Annotated in this window: 1 protein-coding gene; it reads right to left on the bottom strand. The window is 57.1% G+C overall.

All coding sequences use genetic code 11. The features are described from left to right. Nucleotides 1-162 precede the first annotated feature (162 nt). On the bottom strand, nucleotides 163-406 hold a 244-nt coding region (locus tag SOP95_RS31900), incomplete at its 5' end, for a hypothetical protein (protein WP_323609576.1).

Raw genomic sequence — 406 nt, 5'->3', positions numbered from 1 at the left:
ACCAGACTCAAGGCCGCCTTCGCCGGCAAGCCGGCTCCTACAAGGTATATGTCGCGCACGAAACCATGGCAGAGGCACGTTTTTGTAGGAGCTGGCTTGCCAGCGAAGAGGCCCGAAAGACTTGCACCAGACTCAAGGCCGCCTTCGCCGGCAAGCCGGCTCCTACAAGGTAAATGTCGCGCACGAAACCATGGTAGAGACACATTTTTGTAGGAGCTGGCTTGCCAGCGAAGAGGCCCGAAAGACTCGCACCAGACTCAAGGCCGCCTTCGCCGGCAAGCCGGCTCCTACAAGGTATATGTCGCGCTCGAAACCAAGGTAGAGGCACATTTTTGTAGGAGCTGGCTTGCCAGCGAAGACTGTTGCTGCTGCATTTTCAGCGGTCGGGTTTAGCAGTTCGGTCAAT

This window comes from Pseudomonas sp. YuFO8 (genome assembly GCF_035065025.1).
Taxonomy (GTDB): Bacteria; Pseudomonadota; Gammaproteobacteria; order Pseudomonadales; family Pseudomonadaceae; genus Aquipseudomonas; species Aquipseudomonas putida_AE.
The sequence above is the reverse complement of the archived record's forward strand: the minus strand, read 5'-3'. Positions and strand labels throughout refer to the sequence as shown.